Source organism: Nostoc sp. NMS7 (assembly GCF_017115085.1).
Classification (GTDB): Bacteria; Cyanobacteriota; Cyanobacteriia; order Cyanobacteriales; family Nostocaceae; genus Nostoc.
In genome coordinates, this window is sequence record NZ_JABXKJ010000245.1 from 21,515 (window position 1) to 42,218 (window position 20,704).

Genomic DNA, 20,704 nt, shown 5'->3' on the forward strand with positions numbered 1-20,704 from the left:
TCGCGTAGCGTCTGGTAGAGAAGCGTTAGCGAGTCATCTCCCAAGGGGAGACGCCAAGGGCGAACGAGCGTCATTACGAATTACGAATTACGAATTATATTAAAGCCTGAATCAGCAACCGCTCTTAGTTTAGCGGTTGATGAGGCGAACGCACAGTTGTTAATTTCGAGCTAGAAAATAATTTTCGACATAATCAGCCGCCTGAGCGATCGCTCTCCAACACTTCATGGCTATTTTCTTCGGGAGCCTCTTGTGACAAATTCGCTAAAAATCTTTGTAGTCTCATCCGCTCAATGTAAGGCCAACCTCCCTCAGACTCAATATCTTTCAGTAGTGAGTAGAGTTGCCGACGGTTAACAGGCAAACTCTCTTGAAAAACTCCATCCCGGATCTCTCGGTGTAACTGCTCCAATTGCCGCAGCAAAGCCAAAAGAGCTACAGTATCGCCTTCACAACCCTGAACAGCATCATACACCACAGTGGCGATCGCTTGCTCTTTACAAGACAACTTTCCTGATTCAACATTTTTATTATTGTTCATGCCACCCTTTCCGTATAAATAATGAGATCAACTCAAATTTACCGGAGATTTTTAATTTTCCCTAGCTTGTCAGTCTAAATTCCTCTAATCAGCCTTGTCCCCCTGTCCCCGCATTCCCTCATTAGCCCTAGCCAGGGGTGAATATAACTAGATTTGTATCTTTATCAAAAGCAATTGCGATCCCTCCTAAAAGAGCGTAGTAACCTTTACATAGCCTCCACAGCAGCTAGATGTGATCAGGACGAGACTTTTTTGATTAAGAGTACTTTGATTTTGAGTTAAAAAAAATCGTATGATCTGGCTGATTTGCCCATCAAACAATGGGCTGTATGTAGTGGCATCACATACATAATACAAAAAGACTTGGGCAACGCCGCTTTTGCTATATGCAAGAGCAAAGTGCGAAGCAGACACCCCTCTTCGCGCTCTTTAAGGCAAACACTTATGCCTCAAAGTGTGGGGCTTACTCATCTACCCGCCCAACTCTCACAAATGCCACCACCAGTCAAACTGCTGGTTTTTTGCTCCATAGTGACACACATCCAAAATGGATGCAGTGTGCTACTTACGTCTGGGATTTACACCCCAAGCTCAAGAGAGCGAAACGTTTAATTACGTTTAGCAACAGAAAATTTTGAGCTGCGGCTGACAACCTAGACGCCCGGACACTTGCTTCAACTCTCTTAATCAGAGCAAAGCCGTGTCCGATCAAAAATAGCTTTTCGCAGAGTAGCGGCTTCTCATCAGAGATCAAAGCTTCGATGCAGTTTTACAACAAATCTATTAATTTTTGAGATTGAGGTTGACCATGAGGTATCGCGCTTTAATTGTTGCATTCTTGGCTTTGTGCCTGGGGCTAATAACTGCTTGTAGTGATGCTCCTGCTAGTAGTAACAGTAGAGATGTACTCACTTACGATCAAATTCGCGGCACTGGCTTGGCGAACAAATGTCCCCAACTAACAGAAACAAGCCGTGGTTCCATTCCCATTGATTCTAGCCAGTCTTATGCCATCAAAGAACTTTGCTTGGAACCAACTAGCTTCTTCATCAAAGAAGAACCTGCTAATAAACGCCAAGAAGCAGAATTTGTTGCTGGCAAATTGTTGACCAGATACACTTCCACCATTGACCAGGTGCAAGGAAATCTAAAAATCAACTCAGATAATAGCTTGACCTTTGCGGAAACTGATGGTCTTGACTTCCAAGCCATCACTGTGCAACTTCCTGGTGGTGAGCGAGTCCCTTTCCTGTTCACCATCAAAAACTTGGTTGCTCAAAGTCAACCTAGTTTGACCAGTATTAACACCTCCACGGACTTTGAAGGCACCTTCAAAGTTCCTTCCTATCGTGGTGCTGCCTTCCTAGATCCCAAAGGTCGTGGTGTCGTCAGTGGCTACGATAATGCCGTGGCTCTCCCCGCCCAAGCAGATGATGAAGAACTTACCCGCACTAACGTCAAGCGTGCTGAAAATCTCAATGGCAAGATTTCTCTGCGAATCGCCAAAGTAGATAACTCTAGTGGTGAAATTGCTGGTACTTTCGAGAGCGAACAGCCATCTGATACAGATTTAGGTGCTGGCGAACCTAAAGAAGTTAAGATTCGCGGTCTATTTTATGGACGGGTTGAACCAACTCGTGCCTAAATCCTCTGAAGTAACGCAACTGACTGGCACTCAGAACGACAATTCTGTAAGTATCAGACTTGATCACAAAAGTTAACTTATTTACCCTCTTTTTTCACGAGGGTAAATAAATTTTTTACAAAGATAAGGAAAAGTTACATACAAGCTCTAACCCAAGAGTGGGTAGGGCGGTTGACTAAAAGACTATCTATGTACTTACAGCAGTTTTCAGGGATTTAGACGACGACTGAGATGGGGAATTGGTAAGTAAAAAGTAGCGTAGTTAAATTACTTGAAAAGCGCTGTAAGTATAACAAAGGGCATCTCGCCCTTTTTTATTGGCTTGCATAAATATACATAGTACTTTTTAATTTTTATTCGTAATTTTTAAAGATTGGATAAATTCCAATTGAATAGACACGTAATTTTACTGTAAATCCAACTTTTGCGGCTCTCACAAAATACGGAGTAATTTTGTTTTGTTTGTCTAAATTAACTTCATCATTAATTAATTCAAATTAAGTACAATCTCGGTTTGATATTTAGTAATTAATTTTATATTTTGTTTATATCCAGTTCTAAAAAAACTCCAGGTCATCCCAAAGATAAATAACCAACTAAATACCGATTTTGCCCATTTAAATTTTGCTGGATTGTGAAGTGACCTATAGGATTTTTATAGAAAAGCTTTGTTATTTACCATAGTATTTGCTAGGAAATATAGCACGATATTATCTTTGATGTGGTGCGATGCCTACGGCGGGCGGGTACGCCATCGCAGCTGAATTTAAAAGCGAACAATTAAATCTTTCTTTGCTCAATAAACAGGGTGCTATGCCTACCACAGTCACCAACGACCTAAAACATGAAATTTGGCAGTTGTTGCGAGAATATCAGCAATCTCCGTCAGAAACAGTCCGCAATCAACTAGTAGAACTCAATTTTGGACTTCTGAGAAAAGAAGCTCACTACTGGACGAATCAATGTCATGAAACCTACGATGATTTGCTCCAGGTTGGATGTTTGGGTTTAATCAGAGCTATTGAAAAATTTGAACTTTCCAAGGGACACGCCTTCAGTTCCTATGCTCTTCCCTATATTCGGGGTGAAATTCAACACTATCTCCGAGATAAAGGTGTGACAGTGCGAATTCCTCGGAAGTGGTTAGCCCTACAACAGCAAGCAATAGGAGTTTCACGTACTTGGCGTGAAAAACATCATCGTCAACCTAACGACTCGGAATTAGCAGCAGCACTGGAAATTTCTCTAAATGAATGGCAAGAAATTAAATTAGCATGGATCAATCGCGCTCCCTTGAGTCTCGATGTGCCAATCCAAGACGGAGAAGAAGGCTCTACTTGTTTGGGAGAAATGGTTCCAGATCCTCACTATCGCAGCTTTCAACTAGCACAAGAAGACCAACTTCGCTTACAACAAGCATTGCTTCAGCTAGAAAAACGCACCCGCGATGTGTTGGAATGTGTGTTTTTGCAAGATTTGACCCAAAAACAAGTTGCAGCACATCTAGGGATCAGTGTAGTAACGGTTTCCCGTAGAGTCAAGAAAGGTCTGGATTCGATGAAAGAGCTTATGGGTGTAGCAGAAGATTGACTGCAAATAAACACCAACCTGCAGTTATGCTGGGTAGGCAGTGCTAAAAATAACCTTGAAATGTCAAAAATTAGGTTATAAAGGGAAGATACTTTGCCTTTGATCCAAATTTTAGGCCGGTTGATTTCCACTTTTAAATTTTCTAATGGCTTTTGAGAACAGCTCATGGGCAGAAATTCAAAAATTATAATTGCAGCTATTTTAACTTTGGCGATCGCTGGATGTGCTTCTGAAGATACACAACAAGCCATCAATCCTGCTCCAATTCCCAAAATAGCAGCAAAGTCGCCAGGGACGGGTCAATCCTTTAACAATCCAGTAATAGCCAAACAGGAATTACAAGTTTCTCCCGCATCTGCTAACTTGATTCAATCCACTAATCCTACAGAGCGGTCACGGCTAGTTGTGCTATCAAAAAATCGCAGTGACCCGTTTGCACAGCTTTTCGGACAGACGGTTCCCGGAATGCCTCAAACTTCTGGAAAACCTGTTCCTGTGGTGCCTAAGCTACCGACTGCATCACTACCAGCACGAAAACTTCCAACACGTAGCATAGCTTTAAAACCTGTTCCCGTGTCGCCTAAGCTACCGACTGCATCACTACCAGCACGAAAACTTCCAACACGCAGCATAGCTTTAAATCCAAAGAAAAATAACGTTTCTTCTGTACCAAAACCAAAAAAAGTCAATCCTACCTTGGCTTCAGTCTTGCCTAAGGTTTTGCCTCAAGTTATCTCCAACCCGACTTTAGTATCTGTATTGCCACTGCCAGCACAACCGGAGTTAGCAAGGGCAGTACTTGTGACTGGTGTAGTTCTAATTAGTCAGGAACCACAGGCAATTATCAAAGTACCCGATGAGCCAACGAGTCGGTATGTGCAGGCGGGACAGCGATTAGCAGATGGGGTACTGATTAAACGTATTGAAATGAATCAGGGCTACAACCCCATCGTGATTCTGGAACAATATGGTATTGAAGTTGCCAAAATGGTAGGGGAAGGGGCTGTCAAGTCAACGCCGTCAGCTGCACCTGCTAGCGGCAATCCTGTTTCAGTGACAACACCCCCCTCAAATCCTTCTAATGTTGGAGCTTCATAAAGATGGAGACTAAGGAAAAAATTGAATTCGCTGGTTTGCCTTTAGCAGTCTATAGAGAGATAGCAGCTCATTTACATCAAGTCGAAGGGGTAGAAGTGGATTTAATTCCCCAGTCATCCCCAGAGTTTGATTATAATCAAAGTCAAATTGGTGGCTTGTTTATCTCGTGGACAGCAAACTCTGGTTTAGAAAGTCGGCAACGAGTTAAGCAAATTTTGGCTTACTATCAAAATCGCTATATGAATCCTATTTGATTTCGTTCAAATCGAAGCCTCAGATTCCCGATTTTCCAAAGAAGTCGGCAATCTTGTTGTTCATGAATGATTTGGATGAACCAACGCCGAACTAGACCCCCAAACTAGGCGATGGAAGATATTTTTGTGGAATTAACGGGACGCCAGTTAGATTAACCTCATCCTCCTAACTGTCGCAGCATGGCTTCTACCCTTTCTACGCCATTTGAGTCATTGCGCCGCTTGTACAAGTCACGGGCTTTCTGAAGCAAGCTGTTCGCTTGTTTAGTTTGTCGTCGCTGTTTATACATCGAACCCATCAACTCATAAGTCTGGGCATTGTTCTTATCCAAGCTGATTGCTTGCCCGTATGCCCAGGTAGCTGCACTATAGTCTCCCATACGAGATTGGGTCACAGCCAATCCTAAATAGGCGTTAACGTTGTTACGGTTCAGCTGGATGGCACGACGGTAGCCTTCCTTTGCCCCAGGTGTGTCGCCCAAATTCGCTTTGATGTAACCGACGGCGTAGTAAAAATCACTATTGTTAGGGTTGATAGCGATCGCCCGACGATAAGCAGTTAATGCCGCTTGGTAATTTCCCTGTTGAGCGTATAAGTAGCCAATACCTGAGTGAATTTTAGCATTCTTGGGATCTAAGCTAGCTGCTTGCTGATAAACAGCGATCGCACCACCATAATCCCCGGTATCAACTAATCTCCGTCCTTCTTCTAGTAGTTGCTTTAACTCTGGGTTTTTGCCTTGTGCCACTAATACCTGAGCCTGAGCTACTGAAGGTATACTGAAGGCAAAACATCCTAGTAACATCACACCAAACACAAATGATGTTGGCTTGTACACAGTAAATTTCCTGAAATTTTAGAGGACTTTTTTCTTGTACATTAAAACAAAAATATGGAGTTTTGAAAACTGTATTTCTTCGTATTGATTAAGATATTAATGTGTTCATTCTCGATTTCTTCTCCAATCAGTGCAATATCACAGAGTTTTTACACAAAAGATGAAGTGCAAGGTATAAATAATCAAATGAGCTGACTCTACATATAAATTCGGAGAATACCAGATTTACACTCTTCTTTGACAGTAATTATACTTATAATTCCCCAAAAACCAACAGGTATCTCACTTAATCCTAAATAGGCGATCTGCCGATGGCACTTAATACCCGATGGCTGCGATCGCAATCTAAAATTGTGTGAGAATATGTTTATAAAAGTTATCTCAACGCAGGCTAATTATATATGGTAAATAAATTTACATTTTTTCGAGTATTTTAATAATAAATATCAACATATATCCTACTTTGGAGGCAAATTTATGATTATAACTACCACTGATGTAATTCAAGGAGCCGTTATTGAGTCATATTTAGGTATTGTCACAGCAGAAGTAGTCTACGGCAGCAATTTCTTGCGGGACTTTTTGGCTAGTATTCGAGATATTATCGGTGGACGCACTGCTAGTTATGAGCGTCTATTTGAGCAGGGTCAACGCAAGGCACTAGAAGAATTAGAACAACGGGCGCAACGTTTAGGAGCAAATGCTGTGATCGGGATTGAAATTGATACTGGTACAATCAATCTTGACCAGTCAGGAGTTCTTTTGCTGATTACTGCTACAGGCACTGCTGTAAAGATGCGTTGATCTTTTCTTAGCTGTCTAATTACTTTGTGAAAATTTTATAATTAGGCTGACAAAGTTTTGGATTAAGTCTAATTTTTTTTCCAGATGGATTATTATATATAGCAGTTAATCACTGTATTTTAAGTTCTAAATAATCATTAAAGAATCAATAAATATTGAATTTAATGAAAAATTGTTAAAATTGTTAAAGACGTTGGTTTTTTATAACTAAAGATAGACTCATTAAATATTTATATTGATAGATGTAAAACAGATGATTTAGTTGTTTAATTATGACAATAAACATGAATATAACTGAGATATAGTTTGCTGAAACAGCACTGGAGAAGATAAGCAATGTCATACGTAAATCGGGCAGGTGATGAGGCTATTTCTAATGAGCCTGTGGTAGCAGGCCGAGTAACTGAATATCATGACCTTGTTCGCTGGGGACCGATTATTTCTGGTTTGTTGGTTTCTTTAGCGACTCAATTAATTTTAAGCGCCATAATTGGTGCTTTTGCAGCAGGTGCAGTTGAAAGTTCAGGCGCACCAAGATCAATTGCCCCTAACGCTGCAGGTAATGCGGGGCTTTGGTCAACTGTTGCTTTACTAATTTCTCTATTTACTGGTGGTTGGATTACAGCCCGTGCTTGTGGACCGATGAAGCGCAATACAGCTCTTCTTAACGGCGCAATTCTTTGGGCTACGACTTTGGCAGTTAGTTCGTTCCTATTGGCAAATGGAGTATCGGGTGCTTTTGGTGTTGCTGCTTCCAACGCTGGGGAAGTCTTAAACCAGGTACAACAGCAAGGTGGTATTAATGTACCGAGAACAAACGTAAGCGCTCAACAATCTCGTGATATTGCAGCAAATATACGTTCGGGATTATGGTGGTTTGTGCTTGGTTCCTTATTGGGTTTAATAGCCTCGATGGTTGGGGCTGTAACTGGAGCTCGCAATGTTCGGACTAATAATTACAATCCTTAAAAAATTGTCGGTCAAATGAAATGTCATCAATTTTTAAAGCACCTTTTTACAGGTGCTTTTTGTTTATTATTTTAGGTTGGCGTTTGTAGCATCGAATTAATTCTTCCATAGTCATAAAACGCTTAGTAAACAGAACCCCGACTTCTCACTAGAAGTCGGGGTTCTGGATATTAGTTTATATCCAGCTACTTATATTCCTAGTTCACCACTTCAGATATGAACCTTCAATTCCCTGCTCACGTCGAATTTTACTATCTTTTTCAAACCAAGCAATTACTTGTTGCGCTGTCAAATCTTCCATAGCAACACCGTACTCTTGGGCAATATGCTTCAAAAGCTTAAGTGATGAAATTGTCAATCTTGTTAAAAATTTTTCTGGGGAAGACAACAACGCCGTATCTACTTTTGCTGACTCTTCCAGAGTTAAAAATTGTGCTGATGGTTGCTGTGTTGGTACGTCCATAAACGCTATCTCAAACTTAGTTAATTATTGATAATCTGTAGTTGCTAAAGAGAGCATCTCACTTTCGGAGAAAGCTCTTTAAAACCTCACCCCAGCCCTCTTCGTGAGTTCGGAGAGGGAGCAGGAATCTACTATTCAACTATTATCCATTACCGAACCTAGATGTAAAACCGAGTTTATTTATGAAACTTTTACTTGCGAACTTGTACTAAATAGCCACAACGATGTTCGCCGTTGATAATCCAGTGGGTGCGTTCTACGGTACAATCAGGTAAGACGGCAGCAAACATTTCTAATTCGTGACCACAAATGCTGGGGAAAGACTCGGCAACGTTAGAAATAGCGCAGTTATGCTCCATTAAGATAAAGCGATCGCTCTCAAAGCAGTCATTCACATCAACCGGGTGATATTCCGCCATGAAGCCTTCCGCTTTTCTGAACTCTACTAAGTTAGCTACACGTTCCCGCAGTGAACCGCTACCCACACGATCGCGGTATTCTAGTGCTTTGCGCTGCCACTGTTTCTCTAAAATAGATTTAAATTGGTCGTGTCCCATCGTTTCGGCTAAGGTGTCTAGCAGCGAAACTGCAAAATGACCATGCCCATCACCAAAGCGATCACTCATTGTTCGATGCAAGCGATCGCGTCCCTGACGACTCAGTTGATAAATGTGCTGCGGACGCCCCATTCCCGCCGCCTGTACTGTTGACGAATACAAAACTAGCTCCCCCGTCTCCAAATCCTTGAGATGGCGACGAATCGCTTGGGGGGTAACGTCTAAAACTTCAGCTAGCTCCAAAGCCGTTGCTTTTTCATGTTTGTGCAGATACTCTAGGATATCTTGCTTGGTTGAGGACTGGTGAGTAGTCGCCATCTTCTGGTGCCAGACGCTCAACGAACGTCCCAAAAATTTCTTTGAAAATTTGACTTTAACAACATTGTTGTTGTTAATTTAGCGTAAAATGAAGATAACTTAAACAACATAGCTGTTGTTTTACTCTCCACCACTATTCTAGCAGCCGTGTAACCATTCCGTAACGTGATATGGGAATCGGCTAAAGAAAAGTCCATCTCCCATCCTTAAAGAGATTCAAGTTCTGAACACGAGAGATTATTACTGATGAGTGCCACTGTCAAAACCTTAGTCAACCAACCCTACAAGTACGGCTTTATTACCGATATTGAGTCCGACACTATACCGCGTGGACTAGATGAGGACGTTGTTCGCTTGATCTCCTCTAAGAAGAACGAGCCGCAGTTCATGTTGGACTTTCGCCTCAGGGCTTATCGCCAGTGGCAAAAAATGACGGAACCAACTTGGCCGAATGTCAAGTATCCGCCAATTAATTATCAGGATATCATTTACTACTCAGCGCCGAAACGCAAGAAAGAAAAACTAAACAGCTTGGATGAAGTTGATCCAACCCTTTTAGAAACCTTCGAGAAGTTGGGCATTTCTCTATCTGAACAGAAACGACTGGCAAATGTCGCCGTCGATGCGATTTTCGATAGCGTCTCTGTCGCCACTACATTTAAAGAAAAGCTAGCGGAAGATGGGGTTATTTTCTGTTCGTTTTCCGAAGCATTGCAAGAACACCCAGAACTGATCAAAAAATACCTGGGTAGCGTCGTTCCCATAGCTGACAACTATTTTGCCGCCTTGAACGCCGCCGTATTTAGCGATGGTTCCTTTGTATACATTCCTAAAGGCGTAAAATGCCCAATGGAGCTATCTACCTACTTCCGCATCAACTCTGGTGACACGGGACAATTTGAGCGGACTTTGATTGTCGCCGAAGAAGGTAGTTATGTTTCTTACCTCGAAGGTTGTACGGCACCGATGTATGACAGCAACCAGCTGCACGCCGCCGTTGTGGAACTCGTCGCCCTCGACAATGCCGAAATTAAATACTCCACAGTGCAAAATTGGTACGCTGGAGATGCCAACGGTAAAGGTGGTATTTACAACTTTGTCACCAAGCGCGGTTTGTGTCAGGGTGTAAATTCCAAGATTTCCTGGACTCAAGTAGAAACAGGTTCGGCAATTACTTGGAAATATCCTAGCTGTGTGTTGGTGGGTGATAACTCTGTGGGTGAGTTTTACTCGGTGGCGCTGACAAATCATATGCAGCAAGCTGATACCGGCAGTAAGATGATTCACGTCGGTAAGAATACCCGCAGTACAATTATTTCTAAAGGAATCTCCGCAGGTAAATCTAGCAATAGCTACCGGGGTTTGGTGAAAGTTAACCCGACGGCTATTGGCGCGAGAAATTATTCTCAGTGCGACTCGATGCTGATTGGGGATAATGCCCATGCGAATACTTTCCCCTACATTCAGGTGCAAAATAATGCTGCGAAAGTGGAGCATGAAGCTTCTACTTCTAAGATTGGGGAAGATCAGTTATTTTACTTCGCTCAACGGGGTATTTCTTCAGAAGATGCGATTTCGATGATGATTAGCGGCTTCTGTAAGGATGTTTTCAATCAGCTACCGATGGAGTTTGCTGTGGAAGCTGATAAGTTGTTGAGTTTGAAGTTGGAAGGCAGTGTTGGATAGGGCTTGTAGTCAGCAGTTTAGTGGTGTGAAATCGCTAGGAACCGAAAAAATGAACGCTTGTAGTAAGTGCTTTAGCGCTGGAGGAAAGCGCTAAAGCACTTACTACGAACTAAGAAAGAAGAGAGAGAAGAGAGAAGATGATTATTGAAAATAGTGAAGTTGTGCTGTCGGTAAGGAATCTGACGGCTAATGTTGATGGGACACCGATTCTTAAGGGTGTAAATATTGAGGTGCGATCGGGTGAAATTCATGCGATTATGGGACCGAATGGTTCTGGTAAGAGTACTTTTTCTAAGGTGTTGGCTGGGCATCCAGCATATCAGGTGACTGGGGGTGAGGTGATTTTTCAAGGGCAAAATTTACTGGAATTGGAACCGGAAGAACGCGCCAGAAGTGGTGTGTTTTTGGCGTTTCAGTATCCGTTAGAAATTCCGGGTGTGAGCAATTTAGATTTCTTGCGGGTGGCGTACAATTCTCGTCGTAAGGCACAAGGTTTAGAGGAAATAGACGCCTTTGATTTTGACGATTTGATTGAGGAAAAGCTGGATGTGGTAAAGATGAATCCCAGTTTTCTCAGTCGGAGTTTGAATGAAGGGTTTTCTGGTGGTGAGAAAAAGCGGAATGAAATTCTGCAAATGGCACTGCTGGAACCAAAGTTGGGAATTTTGGATGAGACAGATTCGGGTTTGGATATTGACGCGCTCCGAATTGTGGCGAATGGGGTAAATCAACTGGCAAGTCCTGAAAATGCCACAATTTTGATTACTCACTATCAACGATTGCTTGATTATATTGTGCCTGATTTTGTGCATGTGATGGCACAAGGGCAGATTATTACGAGTGGTGGTAAGGAACTGGCACTAAAATTAGAGTCTCGTGGTTATGACTGGGTGCTAGAAGAATTTGCAGCTGAGGTGGTTGTGTAATGAGTATTCAAGTATCTCCTAGTCCAATTCCTAACTCAAATGTAGTCAGTTTGACATCGACTCTGTTAGAGAAAGATAGCTATCTAACTGAATTATTGAATCTGGTAATCCCACCAAAAACAGAAGGGTGGTTGCAGGATTTACGTGAAGATGCCGCTAGTTGGGTACGCCACTCGACTATCCCCACCACCCGTGAGGAAGAATGGCGATTTACTGATTTGTCGTCTCTGCAAAAGGTGCAATTTAATGTAGAGACGGGAAATTTTGCGTCTTTAGAATTTGATATTTTGCCAGAAGCGGCTAATAGTCGTTTAGTATTTGTTAATGGCGTTTTTGCACCGCAATTATCGGCAGTTACAGATTTACCACCTGGAATTGTGGTGAGTAATTTGGCTGGCTTATCTGTGGTTGAGCTTGAGGGTGTACAGCAATATTTAGCTCAAACTGAGGGAGCGCAGGAAGTTTTTACGGCTCTCAACACGGCTGGGATAACTGATGCAGCTGTGGTGTGGGTGAAGAAGAATGTGGTAGTTGAAACGCCAATTCATCTGGTGTTTATTTCGGTTGCGGGTGAGACGGCGACGATTTCACAGCCGCGTTGTTTGGTGGTGGCGGAAAGTGGTTCGCAGGTGATGTTGGTTGAGGAGTATGTGGCAGGCAAGATGCCTACCCCACAAGAAGGGGGAGTTTATCTTACTAATGCGGTTACGGAAGTTTGGGTGGGTGACAATGCCCAAGTGAGTCACACTAGGATTGAGCGGGAAGGTGCAGAGGCTTTTCATATTGGGAAGACTGCGATCGCACAATCTCGTGATAGTCGATATACTTGTCATGCCATAAGTTTAGGTGCAAAGCTGTCACGGCACAATTTAGAAATTTTGCAAACTGGTGAGCAGACGGAAACTAATCTCAATGGTTTGACGATAATTTCTGGTAAGCAGTTGGGGGATACTCACAGCGCGATCGCACTTAACTATCCTCACAGTACGAGTAAGCAATTGCATAAGTGTATTGTAGGCGATCGCGCTCATGCAGTGTTCAATGGTAAAGTTTTGGTTCCCAAAGCGGCGCAGTTGACAGATGCAGTCCAGTTGAATCGGAATTTGCTGTTATCATCGAAAGCTAGGGTTGATACTAAACCCCAATTAGAAATTACTGCCGATAACGTAAAATGCGCTCACGGTGCTACCGTTAGCCAATTGGAAGATGATGAAATATTCTATCTCCAAAGTCGGGGAATTGATGAAAACGATGCTCGGAAGTTGTTAATTAACGCCTTCGCTGCTGAAGTTATCAACCAAATACCAGTTACCTCTCTGCGAGAAATCCTTTTAAACACAGTCAATAATCTTAAGTCTTTGACTAATGACTAATACTTCTCTACGAGAGGCTGCACTTCGGCAAGGCTCAGTGACCACGCCAACGGCTTCTCTCCGAGACGCTGTTCGCGTTCGCTCAGTACAAGTGACTAATGACTAATAACTAATCTACCAATGACTTTCATCACTACCAAAAGCCTTGCTGATCAAGTTCGCGCTGACTTCCCAATTTTACATCAGGAAGTCAACGATAAACCCCTGGTTTATCTCGATAATGCTGCGACATCACAAAAGCCTTTGCTCGTATTAAATACCCTACGGGATTATTACGAGCAATATAATGCTAACGTGCATCGCGGTGCCCATATCCTCAGTGCTAAAGCTACCGATGCTTATGAAGGTGCTAGAGATAAAGTTGCCAAATTCATCAATGCTGCATCGCGTCAAGAAATAGTCTACACCCGGAACGCAACTGAGGCAATTAACCTAGTAGCCTACAGTTGGGGTATGAACAATTTGCAGCCGGGAGATGAGATTATTCTGTCGGTGATGGAACACCACAGTAATATTGTACCTTGGCAATTCGTGGCGCAAAAAACGGGTGCGGTACTGAAATTTGTGGAACTGACACCAGAAGAAACTTTTGATTTATCACAGTTTAAAAAGCTGATTTCTGACAAAACTAAATTAGTGTCAGTGGTGCATATTTCTAATGCTTTGGGTTGTATTAATCCAGTTACAGAAATTGGTGCGATCGCTCACAAATATGGTGCTAAATTTTTAATGGATGCTTGTCAAAGTGTCCCACACTTCCCGATAGATGTACAGCAGATAGATTGTGATTGGTTGGTAGCATCTGGTCATAAAATGTGTGCCCCAACTGGGATAGGATTTCTTTATGGCAAGTTAGAATTGTTAGAATCAATGCCGCCATTTTTTGGTGGTGGTGAGATGATTGCAGAGGTACATTTAGACCATTCTACCTATGCAGAATTACCGCATAAATTTGAAGCTGGTACGCCTGCAATTGGGGAAGCGATCGCACTTGGTGCTGCGATCGATTATCTTAGCAGTATCGGCATGGATAAAATTCACGCCTACGAAGCAGAATTAACAGCTTATTTGTTCCAACAATTAGAGCAAATTCCCCAAATTAGAATTTACGGCCCCAAACCGAATGCTAAAGGTGAAGGTAGAGCCGCTCTTGCGTCATTCACAGCCGGAGAAGTCCATGCTAACGACTTATCTACATTATTAGATCAAGAAGGCGTTGCGATCCGTTCTGGACACCACTGCACTCAACCATTACACCGTTATTTAGGTCTTGCTGCAACCGCACGAGCAAGTCTATCTTTCTACAACACTCGTGAGGAAATTGATATTTTCATCAAAGCACTGAAAGAAACTCTCGACTTCTTTGCAGGTTTCCTTGCTTAAAGTTAGAAAATATTTAGATACTGATTGTGCCAAATATCAGCAACATATCTTGCTAATAGTTGGCACAATTTAATTATCTTGATTATTTACAAGAGAAACTAAAGTGCTATACAGTGATTTTACTTTAGATAGAGTTAGAAAAACCTTTGGTCTAACTATTTCTGATAAAATTGATATATTTGCATCTGTACATGAAGTAGAGTGTCCACCATTGCTTGCAGAAGTCTTGCGGGAAAATGTACCTTTAGCTCTTGCTAGTAATACGGAAAAATCTCGCTCAGAAATGATTATCGCACCTATTTTAATTGCTGTAAGGAAATATTTAAATAATCAAATAAGTTTATTTTCTGGTATCGATTTTACCGTTGACTCAACACAAGGTTTAAATGGAAATTGCGATTTTATTATTAGCCGTTCACCAGAGTTACTAATTCTGAGCGCACCAGTTGTGACAATTGTAGAAGCTAAAAAAGAAAATATCAATGCCGGATTAGGTCAGTGTGTAGCAGAGATGTTAGCAGCTAAATTGTTTAATGAACGTGAGGGCAATAACATTCAGACAATTTATGGAACTGTTACCACGGGAACTAACTGGAAGTTTTTGAAACTTATTGGGCAAGTGATTGAAATTGACTTGAGCGAGTATTATATTAATAACATAGGTAAAATTATCGGGATTTTATCTAACATCCTGACAGAAAAAGTATTGTAATATGCTTGTCAAGTCAACGCCTGCTGAACAAAGAACAGTCCTACACAACGTTAGCTGGGAAACCTTTGAAGCCTTACTGAGAGATACAGGTGAGCATAGAGGTTCTCGGTTTGCTTACGACTGCGGTATTTTAGAAATTATGACCCCACTTTTTGAACACGAAAATCCTAAAATTCAGTTTGACCGACTTATATTCGCTTTGGCAGTGGAATTAAAAATTAAAATTAGAAGTGCTGGTTCTACAACATTAAAGCGTCAACCAATAACAAGGGGAATAGAACCCGATAGTTGCTATTATATTCAAAATGAGCCACTAATTAGAGGTAAACAAGAATTAGATTTAAGAACAGACCCAGCACCGGATTTAGCAGTTGAAATTGATATTACTAGCAGTTCTGTTAATAAATTTAATATATATGCGGCTTTAGGTGTAGGAGAATTATGGAGATATAACGGTGAAGTTTTAAAATTTTATCAACTAGTAGCAAGCGAATATATTGAAATTAAGTCGAGTATCGCTTTCCCTTTAATTTCTGTTAGTGAAATGAATAGATTTATCCAGAAAAGTAAAACTATGGATGAAATTGATTTGGTGCAATCCTTCAGCGCTTGGGTGCGTGGAAAGATAGCTTAAAATCAGGAATTAATTACGAATTACGAATTACGAATTACGAATTACGAATTATTTTAATATGCTTGTTAAGTCAACGCCTGCTGAACAAAGAACAGTCCTACACAACGTTAGCTGGGAAACCTTTGAAGCCTTGCTGAGAGATACAGGTGAAGATAGAGGTTCTCGCTTTGCTTATGACTGCGGTGTTTTAGAAATTATGACCCCACTTTTTGAACATGAAAACCCCAAAAGTAATTTTGGGAATTTTATTATTGCTTTAGCTGAAGAATTAGGAATTGAAGTGAGAAGTGCTGGTTCAACAACATTAAAGCGGAAAATATCAAGGCGGGGAATAGAACCAGATACTTGCTACTATATCCAGAATGAACTAGCTATTAGAGGTAAGGAAACTTTAGATTTAGAAAATGATCCGCCGCCTGACTTAGCAATAGAGATTGACATTACCAGCAGTTCAGTTAATAAATTGGGGATTTATTCAGCGTTGGGTGTAACTGAACTTTGGAGATATGATGGACAAAATTTAAAATTTTATCAGTTGATAGAAGGGCAATATGTCGAGTGTAAATTTAGTATTGCCTTTCCTATAGTTTCACTGCGCGAGATAAGCAGATTTATTGAGCAGAGTAAAACAAGCGGGGAAATTGCCTTGCTGAAATCCTTTCGTGCTTGGGTGCGGGATAAGTTAGGGTAGTTAATCAGGTAAATTGTACTCTAGATAATTAACTAAGATAAGAGTATAAATTACTACGAATTATGATATATTAATAGCTTTTTAAAAGCGATATCATTCATAATAAATAATGTTAGCACTACTTAAAACAGGGTCATGCAAATGAGAAGTCGCAGCGAAGTTGAATATATTAACTTAACTGAAATATGTGAAAGGCACAAAAAATACATATATCATTATAAAGAGAATAAACAAACAAATGACTTTTTGAAAAACGTTTCTAGTGAAACAAATATTCTTATAGAAGAATTAATTATTTTAAAAAAGGAATAATTTTCTGGACAATCTTATTATTTTGGTCATCCTAGAATAGGACATCATTTGACAGAATGGTGTAAAAAAGAAAGAAAGCTTCAAAGAGAAGAAGAGATTAAAACGCGACTACAAAAAGAGCTTGGTGGAGAAATAGAAGTTCCAACAAACACAGGAGCAATTGATCTTCTAACTGAAAAGGAGATTATAGAAGTCAAGAGTGTTAAAAATTGGATTCACGGAGTAGGTCAATTGATAGTTCATGGTCAACACTACCCTAACGTCAAACATAATCCTAAACAATGGCAGAGCAGGAATATTTAAACGCTTTTATGATATCGCATAGAATCACCTGAACGATCTATGATTTCTGTTCTTAAATAAGTCATTAGTAACAGTATGATCAAAGCAATCGCACCCCACAAAATCAACTCAAAGAATCTGGATCTATCCCCAACCTTCGCAATTCTTGTGCCAACCTTTGAGCGCGTTCTTCCGCAGTGGTAGCGCGTTCTTCGGCAGCGATCGCCCGTTCTTCTGGTGTTAAATATTTGACTCCTTGTTTGTCATACCAATACAACCAATCCCGCGTAATTCCCTGATAGGTTCCCCGTTCATAACCAATTGCTAAACCTATCTCTGATAACCAAATTAGATTTCCTGGCTGCAATACATATTCACCATTTACAAACCGATAAACTTCTAAAGGTGGTTTTCTTCGGCGTTGGGGATTGTAGACAACATAAAACAAAATCTCCATATCCGCATAAAGTTTCTTTTTGCTGGTGTATTCCCCACGCCGTCTGTGAGAAACCACCTCAAGCGCCATAATCGGCATCACCTTTTCTTCCCACAACACATAACTTAAACGCAAGTTCTCATCAAAAACTCGCTCAACTCCTAAACTTAAAAACCCATCAGGCACAATTGGGGGTAATTCGGGATCGTAATATATCCCCATATCAACGCCAAAAAACCAATCCATCCGGCTTGTCCACAGCCAAGCTAAGATGGCTTCTAGCAAGCCAGGAATCAAATGTTGTAGTTGATTATCCACAGGTTTATCGTCAGAATCGGGCAGATCCTCGGCTCCGGGTAAGCAGTGCAATGGGTTGTAATTTAACATGGTGGGTGCGACGCAAACTTATAATATTGATGATATCTATCCACCTCTGACAAGCCCCGAAATTTATTTATGAGATTATTAATTTTGAATTTTGAATTTTGAATTTTGAATTCGAAGCGAAGCGACGTGACTTTTTCTTGCGATAATTCGCAAGGGGGACGCGCTCCCCACTGGTTAGTAAAAGAGGCATAGATGACACTCAAGCGGTTGATTTTAATTTTTATACTGACGCCTATAGCAGTTCTGTTGGCAGTTTCGGCTTTATTCGGTAGTTGGCAAGAACCTCAGTTCCAAAGTCGCCTAGAACTGTATCAAACCAATATTGCTCTACAAGCCCAAGCTTGGCAATCAGAAGATAGCAACGATGACAATCTCCAGGCGATTCGGGAAGCTATACTTGGTGAGCAACCCCTGGAAAGCGCCACAAAGCAGTATCAGGAGGCGCGTCAATCAGTTCAAGCTAATTTAGACAAAGTTAACAACAAACTTGCACAATTACGTTCTCAACCTGAAACAATCACACCTCCAAAACCTCTGCCGGAGGTTGCTCCCACTATTAAAACCTCTAGAGGAGGACAGCAACCCTTACAGCAGTCCCTCAAGCAATTAGAAAAATTACTCGCTGAATTAGACTTGCGCCTGGGAATTTTACAAGCACAGCAAGGACAGAAGGATACAGCCCTTAAGACTTGGAGGGAATTACAACAACGCTCAGATATTAATCCAGAATTTGGGCAAACTGCTGCTGTATTGAGTGGACTGTGGAGTAATCCTCCCCGTCTCCTCCCAAATGCCCAAGAACCGATTCAAAAGAATTTAGAAGGTTGGTTTCGCTCTACTGCTTTGGTTCAGCTATACCAACTCCAGCAACGACAAGACGCTTTATCAGCAGTTAAGGCTACACAACAAGAAGCTGCTACTCAAGCAGTGATCAAATTAGCGCTTATTGGCACTATTCCCACCTTGGCAGCTTTAATTGGTCTAATACTGCTAATTTTGTTATTTGCTCAACGCTTGTTGAAAGGAAAAGCCTCATTACTAGCTCAAAATGCTGATGTCCCTTGGTCAACGCCTTGGGATGGTGAAACGGTTTTGCAGGTTTTTGTCGTCGGCTTTTTCTTCATGGGGCAAATTTTTGTGCCTTTTCTGATATTGCTGCTACCCATACAGCGTCCCGTGACTGATGTGAGACTTCAAGCGTTTTCTGTCTTGGTTAGTTACTTACTGGTAGCATCGGGTGCGTTATTAGTGCTGTATTTCTCTCTCAAGCGTTTTTTTCCCCTACCAGAATTTTGGTTTCGCTTCCGTTTTCAAGATAAATGGTTTTTGTGGGGACTGGGAGGCTATTGTACAGCTTTACCAATAGTTGTGGTAGTATCTTTGATTAATCAACAGCTATGGCAAGGACAGGGTGGTAGTAACCCTCTGTTGCAACTAGCCCTAGAAAGCCAAGATGGTGTAGCACTTGGGATATTTTTCTTTACAGCTGCGATCGCTGCGCCATTTTTTGAAGAAATTCTGTTTCGCGGCTTTTTGTTACCCTCTCTAACTCGCTACTTACCCGTGTGGGGATCGATTCTTGTCAGTAGTTTGTTGTTTGCGATCGCTCACCTCAGCTTGTCGGAAATTCTCCCACTGACTGCATTAGGGATTGTCTTAGGGGCAGTTTACACACGATCGCGTAACCTCCTCGCTCCGATGCTTCTCCACAGCCTCTGGAATAGTGGTACATTATTAAGTTTGTTCACCTTAGGTAGCAATTAAAACTAAAAGACTACTGTTGCCAAAAACAAAAATATCTGATTTTATCTCCATAAGTAGGAACAATTTACTAGTGATAATTGCTTGTAAGCATAAATACTCGCTGAAAACCAAATTAAGATAATGGCAAAAGCAAATCAAAGAATGCTGTTAAAACTATCTTGATTTTAGCCATTTTCGAGATATTAGAAGATTTATCTTGCGCTTCTAATTCCCACTAGCCACACAACTGGTCTGGTAATTGGTGCGATCGCGTTTCACGTCCGATGGAAGCTTACGCAAAAAAATCCGGAAATAATACTGATGGACTTGTAAAAAGTGGTGTATGTAGCAGCTTTTGCTGATTATTGAGGTTCATTCTTCTCAGGAAAAATGTCTTACCTAAAAATCTGCAAAACTGCCACACCAGGGTTTGCAATCATCAAATCTACCAAAGTTCATTAAGGAATGCCAAATTTTCCGGCTATGCTGCAAGACATCTTAGCGTTCCATCTGGAAAAGAAGCACGCTGATTTTGGTTATTCGTCTTCGGGCTGACTCATACTGAAAAAATTAAAAATCTCTTAATTAAGTAAATATATTTACTTAATTTAATTCCCATAAAGACTTTATTTTTATACTCAATTATTAAGGAGCAGCACTCAGATGGCAAATTTTAACCCTAGTCACCCTACCAAACAACTTCTAGCTGGTTACTGTGGCATTATCCTTGGAGCATTTGGGGTTCATAAGTTTATTCTAGGATACTCTTCCGAAGGCTTTATTATGTTGGTAATTTCTGTAGTTGGGGGTTCTTTCACCTATGGCATTTCCTTGTTAATTATGCAACTTGTAGGTTTAATTGAAGGCATGATCTATTTGAATAAGTCTCCTGAAGGATTTGTAAATACCTACTTTGTGAATAAGCAGGGTTGGTTCTAAAACTTTGTCAAGCTAGTAATCAAGGGTTTGTAGTAAGCCCTAAAGTGCTTACTACAAACCCTTGATTACCCATAAATTTCAACTTGACAGATTATTATATTTATTTCTATTGATATGCTCAT

General features: G+C 41.1%; 22 protein-coding genes. 17 read left to right on the plus strand and 5 right to left on the minus strand.

All coding sequences use genetic code 11. From position 1 onward, the window contains the following. Positions 1–193 precede the first annotated feature (193 nt). On the minus strand, positions 194–541 hold the full coding sequence (locus HWQ38_RS33285; protein ID WP_292802417.1) for a hypothetical protein: 348 nt from the start codon (positions 539–541) through the stop codon (positions 194–196). 808 nt (positions 542–1,349) lie between these two features. On the opposite strand from HWQ38_RS33285, the gene HWQ38_RS33290 reads away from it, so the two are divergent. From HWQ38_RS33290 to HWQ38_RS33305, 4 genes are all read left to right on the plus strand, one after another. Further along, positions 1,350–2,186 carry a photosystem II manganese-stabilizing polypeptide gene (locus tag HWQ38_RS33290; protein WP_292802420.1) on the plus strand — a complete coding sequence of 279 codons (837 nt, stop codon included), beginning with the start codon at positions 1,350–1,352 and terminating at the stop codon, positions 2,184–2,186. 813 nt (positions 2,187–2,999) lie between these two features. Continuing rightward, positions 3,000–3,776 carry an RNA polymerase sigma factor SigF gene (locus HWQ38_RS33295; RefSeq protein ID WP_292802547.1) on the plus strand — a complete coding sequence of 259 codons (777 nt, stop codon included), beginning with the start codon at positions 3,000–3,002 and terminating at the stop codon, positions 3,774–3,776. A 165-nt stretch (positions 3,777–3,941) separates the two neighbouring features. Beyond that, positions 3,942–4,874 (plus strand): hypothetical protein, encoded by a 933-nt coding sequence (locus tag HWQ38_RS33300; RefSeq protein ID WP_292802423.1) that lies wholly within the window; start codon positions 3,942–3,944, stop codon positions 4,872–4,874. A 2-nt stretch (positions 4,875–4,876) separates the two neighbouring features. Then, a complete protein-coding gene (locus tag HWQ38_RS33305) occupies positions 4,877–5,128 on the plus strand; it encodes a hypothetical protein (protein ID WP_292802426.1) in 252 nt (83 codons plus the stop codon). Between the two features lie 158 nt (positions 5,129–5,286). On the opposite strand, the gene HWQ38_RS33310 is transcribed toward HWQ38_RS33305, so the two are convergent. Beyond that, complete coding sequence (locus tag HWQ38_RS33310; RefSeq protein WP_292802429.1) at positions 5,287–5,967, minus strand: tetratricopeptide repeat protein; 681 nt, start codon at positions 5,965–5,967, stop codon at positions 5,287–5,289. Positions 5,968–6,444: 477 nt separating this feature from the next. Here HWQ38_RS33310 and HWQ38_RS33315 point away from each other — a divergent pair, with 477 nt between their 5' ends. Together HWQ38_RS33315 and HWQ38_RS33320 are read left to right on the plus strand one after the other, a co-directional pair. Further along, positions 6,445–6,771, plus strand: a complete 327-nt coding sequence (locus HWQ38_RS33315; RefSeq protein WP_292802432.1) for a YbjQ family protein — start codon at positions 6,445–6,447, stop codon at positions 6,769–6,771. A gap of 336 nt (positions 6,772–7,107) precedes the next feature. Further along, positions 7,108–7,740: a hypothetical protein gene (locus HWQ38_RS33320; protein ID WP_292802436.1), complete on the plus strand. Its 633-nt coding sequence runs from the start codon at positions 7,108–7,110 to the stop codon at positions 7,738–7,740. A gap of 202 nt (positions 7,741–7,942) precedes the next feature. Here HWQ38_RS33320 and HWQ38_RS33325 read toward each other — a convergent pair whose 3' ends face one another. Both HWQ38_RS33325 and sufR read right to left on the minus strand, forming a co-directional pair. Further along, complete coding sequence (locus tag HWQ38_RS33325; RefSeq protein ID WP_292802439.1) at positions 7,943–8,203, minus strand: hypothetical protein; 261 nt, start codon at positions 8,201–8,203, stop codon at positions 7,943–7,945. A 191-nt stretch (positions 8,204–8,394) separates the two neighbouring features. Beyond that, entirely contained in the window at positions 8,395–9,078 is a 684-nt protein-coding gene (gene sufR, locus HWQ38_RS33330; RefSeq protein WP_292802442.1) for an iron-sulfur cluster biosynthesis transcriptional regulator SufR, read from the minus strand. A 246-nt stretch (positions 9,079–9,324) separates the two neighbouring features. Here sufR and sufB point away from each other — a divergent pair, with 246 nt between their 5' ends. The 9 genes from sufB to HWQ38_RS33370 all read left to right on the plus strand — a co-directional run bounded on the left by sufB (position 9,325) and on the right by HWQ38_RS33370 (position 17,098). After that, a complete protein-coding gene (gene sufB / locus HWQ38_RS33335; protein ID WP_292802445.1) occupies positions 9,325–10,764 on the plus strand; it encodes a Fe-S cluster assembly protein SufB in 1,440 nt (479 codons plus the stop codon). A gap of 137 nt (positions 10,765–10,901) precedes the next feature. Further along, the gene (gene sufC / locus HWQ38_RS33340; protein WP_292802448.1) at positions 10,902–11,690 is read left to right on the plus strand and encodes a Fe-S cluster assembly ATPase SufC; all 789 of its coding nucleotides are present in this window, start codon (positions 10,902–10,904) and stop codon (positions 11,688–11,690) included. Beyond that, positions 11,690–13,063, plus strand: a complete 1,374-nt coding sequence (sufD, locus tag HWQ38_RS33345; protein ID WP_292802451.1) for a Fe-S cluster assembly protein SufD — start codon at positions 11,690–11,692, stop codon at positions 13,061–13,063. The genes sufC and sufD overlap by 1 nt, the downstream gene beginning before the upstream one ends. Before the next feature lie 120 nt (positions 13,064–13,183). Continuing rightward, positions 13,184–14,446: a cysteine desulfurase gene (locus HWQ38_RS33350; RefSeq protein ID WP_292802453.1), complete on the plus strand. Its 1,263-nt coding sequence runs from the start codon at positions 13,184–13,186 to the stop codon at positions 14,444–14,446. 103 nt (positions 14,447–14,549) lie between these two features. Further along, positions 14,550–15,158: a hypothetical protein gene (locus HWQ38_RS33355; RefSeq protein ID WP_292802456.1), complete on the plus strand. Its 609-nt coding sequence runs from the start codon at positions 14,550–14,552 to the stop codon at positions 15,156–15,158. 1 nt (position 15,159) lies between these two features. Beyond that, on the plus strand, positions 15,160–15,792 hold the full coding sequence (locus HWQ38_RS33360) for a Uma2 family endonuclease (RefSeq protein WP_292802460.1): 633 nt from the start codon (positions 15,160–15,162) through the stop codon (positions 15,790–15,792). Positions 15,793–15,850: 58 nt separating this feature from the next. Continuing rightward, on the plus strand, positions 15,851–16,483 hold the full coding sequence (locus HWQ38_RS33365; RefSeq protein ID WP_292802463.1) for a Uma2 family endonuclease: 633 nt from the start codon (positions 15,851–15,853) through the stop codon (positions 16,481–16,483). A gap of 141 nt (positions 16,484–16,624) precedes the next feature. Then, on the plus strand, positions 16,625–16,795 hold the full coding sequence (locus HWQ38_RS40665; RefSeq protein ID WP_366933370.1) for a KilA-N domain-containing protein: 171 nt from the start codon (positions 16,625–16,627) through the stop codon (positions 16,793–16,795). A gap of 48 nt (positions 16,796–16,843) precedes the next feature. Further along, on the plus strand, positions 16,844–17,098 hold the full coding sequence (locus tag HWQ38_RS33370) for a hypothetical protein (RefSeq protein ID WP_292802466.1): 255 nt from the start codon (positions 16,844–16,846) through the stop codon (positions 17,096–17,098). A gap of 103 nt (positions 17,099–17,201) precedes the next feature. Here HWQ38_RS33370 and HWQ38_RS33375 read toward each other — a convergent pair whose 3' ends face one another. Further along, positions 17,202–17,900 (minus strand): Uma2 family endonuclease, encoded by a 699-nt coding sequence (locus HWQ38_RS33375; RefSeq protein ID WP_292802469.1) that lies wholly within the window; start codon positions 17,898–17,900, stop codon positions 17,202–17,204. 192 nt (positions 17,901–18,092) lie between these two features. On the opposite strand from HWQ38_RS33375, the gene HWQ38_RS33380 reads away from it, so the two are divergent. Both HWQ38_RS33380 and HWQ38_RS33385 read left to right on the plus strand, forming a co-directional pair. After that, positions 18,093–19,664, plus strand: a complete 1,572-nt coding sequence (locus tag HWQ38_RS33380) for a CPBP family glutamic-type intramembrane protease (RefSeq protein WP_292802472.1) — start codon at positions 18,093–18,095, stop codon at positions 19,662–19,664. 642 nt (positions 19,665–20,306) lie between these two features. After that, positions 20,307–20,582 carry an NINE protein gene (locus tag HWQ38_RS33385; protein ID WP_292802475.1) on the plus strand — a complete coding sequence of 92 codons (276 nt, stop codon included), beginning with the start codon at positions 20,307–20,309 and terminating at the stop codon, positions 20,580–20,582. The last annotated feature ends 122 nt before the right edge of the window (positions 20,583–20,704 follow it).

What these genes read in the sequence shown, in the direction of transcription:
- HWQ38_RS33285 (WP_292802417.1), bottom strand. Translation starts at nt 541, where the DNA reads ATGAACAATAATAAAAATGTTGAATCAGGAAAGTTGTCTTGTAAAGAG.
- HWQ38_RS33290 (WP_292802420.1), top strand. Translation starts at nt 1,350, where the DNA reads ATGAGGTATCGCGCTTTAATTGTTGCATTCTTGGCTTTGTGCCTGGGG.
- HWQ38_RS33295 (WP_292802547.1), top strand. Translation starts at nt 3,000, where the DNA reads ATGCCTACCACAGTCACCAACGACCTAAAACATGAAATTTGGCAGTTG.
- HWQ38_RS33300 (WP_292802423.1), top strand. Translation starts at nt 3,942, where the DNA reads ATGGGCAGAAATTCAAAAATTATAATTGCAGCTATTTTAACTTTGGCG.
- HWQ38_RS33305 (WP_292802426.1), top strand. Translation starts at nt 4,877, where the DNA reads ATGGAGACTAAGGAAAAAATTGAATTCGCTGGTTTGCCTTTAGCAGTC.
- HWQ38_RS33315 (WP_292802432.1), top strand. Translation starts at nt 6,445, where the DNA reads ATGATTATAACTACCACTGATGTAATTCAAGGAGCCGTTATTGAGTCA.
- HWQ38_RS33320 (WP_292802436.1), top strand. Translation starts at nt 7,108, where the DNA reads ATGTCATACGTAAATCGGGCAGGTGATGAGGCTATTTCTAATGAGCCT.
- HWQ38_RS33325 (WP_292802439.1), bottom strand. Translation starts at nt 8,203, where the DNA reads ATGGACGTACCAACACAGCAACCATCAGCACAATTTTTAACTCTGGAA.
- sufR (WP_292802442.1), bottom strand. Translation starts at nt 9,078, where the DNA reads ATGGCGACTACTCACCAGTCCTCAACCAAGCAAGATATCCTAGAGTAT.
- sufB (WP_292802445.1), top strand. Translation starts at nt 9,325, where the DNA reads ATGAGTGCCACTGTCAAAACCTTAGTCAACCAACCCTACAAGTACGGC.
- sufC (WP_292802448.1), top strand. Translation starts at nt 10,902, where the DNA reads ATGATTATTGAAAATAGTGAAGTTGTGCTGTCGGTAAGGAATCTGACG.
- sufD (WP_292802451.1), top strand. Translation starts at nt 11,690, where the DNA reads ATGAGTATTCAAGTATCTCCTAGTCCAATTCCTAACTCAAATGTAGTC.
- HWQ38_RS33350 (WP_292802453.1), top strand. Translation starts at nt 13,184, where the DNA reads ATGACTTTCATCACTACCAAAAGCCTTGCTGATCAAGTTCGCGCTGAC.
- HWQ38_RS33360 (WP_292802460.1), top strand. Translation starts at nt 15,160, where the DNA reads ATGCTTGTCAAGTCAACGCCTGCTGAACAAAGAACAGTCCTACACAAC.
- HWQ38_RS33365 (WP_292802463.1), top strand. Translation starts at nt 15,851, where the DNA reads ATGCTTGTTAAGTCAACGCCTGCTGAACAAAGAACAGTCCTACACAAC.
- HWQ38_RS40665 (WP_366933370.1), top strand. Translation starts at nt 16,625, where the DNA reads ATGAGAAGTCGCAGCGAAGTTGAATATATTAACTTAACTGAAATATGT.
- HWQ38_RS33375 (WP_292802469.1), bottom strand. Translation starts at nt 17,900, where the DNA reads ATGTTAAATTACAACCCATTGCACTGCTTACCCGGAGCCGAGGATCTG.
- HWQ38_RS33380 (WP_292802472.1), top strand. Translation starts at nt 18,093, where the DNA reads ATGACACTCAAGCGGTTGATTTTAATTTTTATACTGACGCCTATAGCA.
- HWQ38_RS33385 (WP_292802475.1), top strand. Translation starts at nt 20,307, where the DNA reads ATGGCAAATTTTAACCCTAGTCACCCTACCAAACAACTTCTAGCTGGT.